The organism is Streptococcus sp. 3167, assembly GCF_013277175.1.
Lineage (GTDB): Bacteria > Bacillota > Bacilli > Lactobacillales > Streptococcaceae > Streptococcus > Streptococcus pseudopneumoniae.
The window spans coordinates 1-4,671 of the sequence record NZ_VMML01000035.1; the positions used below are offsets into that span (position 1 = coordinate 1).

2 protein-coding genes and 1 pseudogene are annotated in these 4,671 nt (G+C 40.2%); 2 read left to right on the forward strand and 1 reads right to left on the reverse strand.

All coding sequences use genetic code 11. From position 1 onward, the window contains the following. Positions 1 to 19: 19 nt before the first annotated feature. Complete coding sequence (locus tag HT678_RS05780; protein ID WP_240148160.1) at positions 20 to 3,388, reverse strand: type I restriction endonuclease subunit R; 3,369 nt, start codon at positions 3,386 to 3,388, stop codon at positions 20 to 22. Positions 3,389 to 3,793: 405 nt separating this feature from the next. Here HT678_RS05780 and HT678_RS05785 point away from each other — a divergent pair, with 405 nt between their 5' ends. Together HT678_RS05785 and HT678_RS05790 are read left to right on the forward strand one after the other, a co-directional pair. Beyond that, positions 3,794 to 4,342, forward strand: a complete 549-nt coding sequence (locus HT678_RS05785; RefSeq protein ID WP_000335401.1) for an ImmA/IrrE family metallo-endopeptidase — start codon at positions 3,794 to 3,796, stop codon at positions 4,340 to 4,342. A 10-nt stretch (positions 4,343 to 4,352) separates the two neighbouring features. Beyond that, positions 4,353 to 4,671 (forward strand): annotated as a pseudogene (locus tag HT678_RS05790) (FRG domain-containing protein); the annotation flags it as partial.

Below are 4,671 nucleotides of genomic sequence, written 5' to 3' on the forward strand. Positions count from 1 at the left end.
ATTTTCGAAGAGTATAAACCTATCTCCCTCTTAGCGGTAAGATATCCTCTGAAATCATGCGCATATAGTCCTCTTTGAGGGCTTTTTTGTATTTGAGTTTTGGTAGTGCCTTGTCTCCGTGGGCTTCCTTATAGGCCAGATAGTCCTGAGATTCCGTAATGGCTTTTTCACCATTTTGCTTGTCTCGTCCGATGCGGTAGTTGTCCACTACGAACTGGAGTTCATCCTCTCCTATCTGCCAATAATCTGCCGTTTCACTAATCTTTTTCTGGGTTGTTAGCTCAATCATCTCATCCAACTTATGGGTCACAGACTGCCCCTGATAGCTCTTAGCATCTGCTTGGACATTCTGCCAGAGTTTGGAGATGAGGCTGGATAACTTGGGATTGGATTTGTTCAAATCTTCGATATAGTTATCTACCAGACCCTTTTCCTTTTTACCGATAAGGTTTTCCCGATTTTCGATCAAGGCTTGGATGAGAGAGAGGATATAGTGATAGTTTATCTCGTCGGTGCGGATGGATTCGAGCTCATACTCGATATCCAGCAGCACACCTTCATCTTCTTGGTCTTCTTTTCTGCGTCTGCGGAGTTCTTCGATGACATTTTGATATTGGCCGGCAAAGTTCTCGATGTCTTCTAGGCTAAGTCCAATCTCTCTGAGGATGACTTTCTCATCATAGTCAGAATAGACTTGTATAGAAGATAGGAGCTTGTCAAATTCTTGGAAGGCCTTGGCAAAGCGTTTTAATTCTGCATCTGTCGCTGTATCCAAATCCGGCACCTGCTCTGGACTTGGAGCGATGGCTAATAGTTGATGAACCTTCTCCAGAAACTTGGCCTTCTCCTCCTGCCATTCTGGGGCTAAAACACTGCTTTCGCCACCATTTGAGTAGAGGCTCAGAGCTTCATCCACCTTTTCTTTAAAACGGTCAGGCGTTTGGAAAGTAACGATTTGGCCGAATTTCTTGCCTTCATCAAAGAGGCGATTGGTTCGTGAAAAGGCCTGAATGATGTGCTGGGGTTTCATGGGCTGACGGTCCATGAATAGGGTCGATAGGCAAGGGGCATCAAAGCCTGTCAACAAGCGGTCCACAACGATAACCAAGTCCAACTGTTCCTCACGGAAGGCAAAGCGTTCTTTCTTACGGGCCAGACGGTCGTTGAGGTCACTATTGTAGGATGCAATGGTTGCTAGGCTAAAATGGGTACCAAACATGGCATTGTAGTCTTCTAAACTCTCCTCCATATAGGCTTGGTTGACATAGGAGTTTGCTTCATTTTCTGTCACAGAGTAAGTAATGGCAACCTTAGGGAAGTCTGGCAAAACCTTTTTAACATTTTCCGAAATGCTTAGAGACTTCTCTCCATTTTTGACTTGCTTAATCAGGTTATAATAGGCCTGCGCACGGACAATGCTTTTGACAGTCAAAATGGCTTCATAGGTTTTTCCTACCCCATTTTGGAAACCGAGTTTGCGTCTTGAGCGATTGAGAATAGCATCTAAAACGGCAAGCATATGTCCTTCGTCATCATAACGCTCCTCGTCAATCTCATCTTCTGCCCAACCAGGCATGGTCGTCTGATACTCCACATTAAAACCAAGAACCGCCTTGTCATGGATGGCTTCTTTGACGGTATATTGGTGGAGGCAGTCACCGTACTGCTCTTCGGTCGTCTGAGCAAGGTCTCCTTTTTGTTCACGTTTATTTTCTGTAAAGATAGGAGTTCCTGTAAACCCATACCAGAGAGAATTTGTAAAGAAGTGCTCTAGGTGGCGCTGGCGTTCAGGAGTCACTGCGCGATGGCATTCATCAACAACAAAGCCTAGTTTGAGTTGTTTGATACGATTGTAGACCTTTTGGTGACGGCCTTCATCAAACTGACGAATCATAGCATTGATTTTCTGGATGGTCGTCACAACGACACGGCGGTCATCAGAAGCTAGATTTTTAACCAATTCCTGTGTATCATCGGTCTCGTCGATATCGATCATATCGTTCTCTGCGTAAGATTGAAAAGAACTAGTCGTCTGCTGGTCAAGGTCTGTCCTATCAATCACAAAGATTGTCTTCTCAATAGATGGTATCTGAAGCAGATTGCGCGAAACCTTATAGGAGGTCAGGGTCTTTCCTGAACCGGTCGTATGCCAAATATAGCCTGACTGGCGCTTGCGACTGGCTTCACGGATAGCCTCAATGGCATGTACCTGATAGGGGCGTAATAAAATCAAGGCCTTCTTGTCATCATCAATGACAGAATACTGCATGACCATCTCGTGGGCTCTCGGTATCGACAAGACAGACTCTGCAAAGTCAAATAGTTGAGGTTGAGGTCTATTTTCACTATCCACCCACTTGGTCAAGAAGCGCTCATTTAGCTTGTTGGCTTTGGCAGCTGCGATGTAGCGGGTGTCTGTGACATTAGAGACGACAAACATCTGAAGACTTGAAAAAATGCCTCTGAACTGTCCTTCTTGGTCGTATTTTTTAATCTGACGGAAGGCATCCATGTAAGGATGAGAACGGCTTTTTAGTTCAATCTGAATCATAGGCAGACCATTGATCAGCAAAGTCACATCCCCACGACGCTGGCGAATCCCTTCTCCGCCTGTGATGACTTGATTGACAACCTCATAGCTGGATTTGCCACCAGCGACATTGTTTCTCCACAAGACTTCCAAGCGAATGGTGCCTAAACTAGCATCTTCACGTTGAACCTGCACCTTGGCAATGCCATTTTCCCCTGCTATCCACTTGGCTGCTTCGTAGAAGTTGACGAAATTGAGCTGGTTTTTAATTTGATTTTTCTCTGAATTTGTAAGGGGATGGTCTTGCAAAATGCGGACATTATTGGCTTCCAGCTTGGCAAAAAAGTTTCCCCATAGGAGGTCTTCTGTATTTAACTCAGGTCGATACACCCATTGACTTTCTCCCTTTGTCAACCGGTTGATCAAATCTCGCTCGATAGCCAATTCCTGTTTGGTTTTGGCTTTACCTGCTACAGGGATAGCAGTCTCATCTTTGGGAGAGAGTCTCTGGCTGATATGGAAATCCTGCAAGGCGGCTTGATTGAGATATTGCAATTTTTTGAGAAGATCTTGCTCTGTCCCTTTAATGGCTTGATAGCCTTCCGTCAATTCTTTATCTGCATCTAGGTAGTGATGTGGGTTCTTCTTTATTTGGATATAACCCTGCACCAAATCTTCTAAACGTCTCAGCTGAATAGCAAGCTGGTTCTGGAGTTCCTGAGAATTGCTTCCAGATGCTTCTTTCTGGTTGATAGCTTCTAGGTATTCTACGATGGCAGTATAACTAGGCTGCAACTCAGGTGCTGAAACGATGAGTTCTTGTTCTAATTCTTTTGATAACGTGTAAGCCATGTTCATACCCCATTTCTACAACGCAAAAAGCCTACCAAAAACATTGGTAGGTTTTGAAAATGGGTATGAAAACGCGAGTTTATATATATATATATAAGCTAGTTATTTGCTTAAATCTGAAAACCATAGGGACTCTTCCTTTTCATTCATCCAAGGCGTTGATAAGATCGAAAAACAACGCCTTTACTTCCTTCTATTGTATCATAAAAGACTAGTAGTGAAAAGGTTTCCCATGGTTTTATCTCTTATTTCAGAGTAAAGGTAGTTTCTTTCTTAAATTTTCAATCTATCTATAGACTAAAAGATCTTTTTAGTTTAGAATAGTAATATAAACTATTTTTGTATCATGATAACTTAGAATAATTCATAATTTTTTAATAAAAATAAAAAATATAAATAGGAGAATTTATAATGTGTAAAGTCTATAAATATAGCGAACTATACTCAACAGATTTTATGTCTTATTTTGACAATAAAAAAGAAGTAATATCAGACATTGAACTTCAATCAGATGAATATAGTATAGATATTGATAAAATTATTGCTGAATTAGGAATTGAGGTTATAGAAACATACTTCGATTCGCATTCTGGAAAATATGATGCTGACACTAAAAAAATGTATGTTAATATTTTGGAACCGCTACAGCGTCAACGATTTACTAAGTCTCATGAATTAGGCCATTTTGTGTTAAAACATGAAGGAATTTCTGAACGTGAACAAACACCAGTAGCGAATGCTAAAGAAAGAGCTGCTAACCAGTTTGCAGCAGAACTACTAATGCCGCAAAAGTTAATCATAAAAGCAATCGATAGAATGGCAATAGATTATTCTATGACCTGGGAGGAATTAGATACTTTAAATGATGAAATTATTATTACTTATCTTGCTGAAAAATTAAATGTGTCCAATCCGGCTATGAAATATAGACTTATTAATTTGGGTGTATTGTCCATTTAAGGAGAATTTTATGTTACTTAGGGATAAATTCTATGAAAATTTAGGGACCTATTATTCATCCCCTGAAGAAATAAAAAATCAACTGAATTCAAAAATCTTTAATGATTTTAAAATAGTAATAAATATAATTGGAATAAACCAACCTCAGGAAGATTTAACACCAATTTACAAAATTCAAAATCTAGAACTCTCATCAACAAATAAAAACTCTAAATTGCAAGATGAAATCGATGATATCAATAAATATTTATTAAGTGCAGGTACGGGATTAGGATATAAAGATGAAAAAAATTCATGGAGTTTATTTTACTTTGAAAGTTCTATAATGA

What these genes read in the sequence shown, in the direction of transcription:
- HT678_RS05780 (WP_240148160.1), bottom strand. Translation starts at nt 3,388, where the DNA reads ATGAACATGGCTTACACGTTATCAAAAGAATTAGAACAAGAACTCATC.
- HT678_RS05785 (WP_000335401.1), top strand. Translation starts at nt 3,794, where the DNA reads ATGTGTAAAGTCTATAAATATAGCGAACTATACTCAACAGATTTTATG.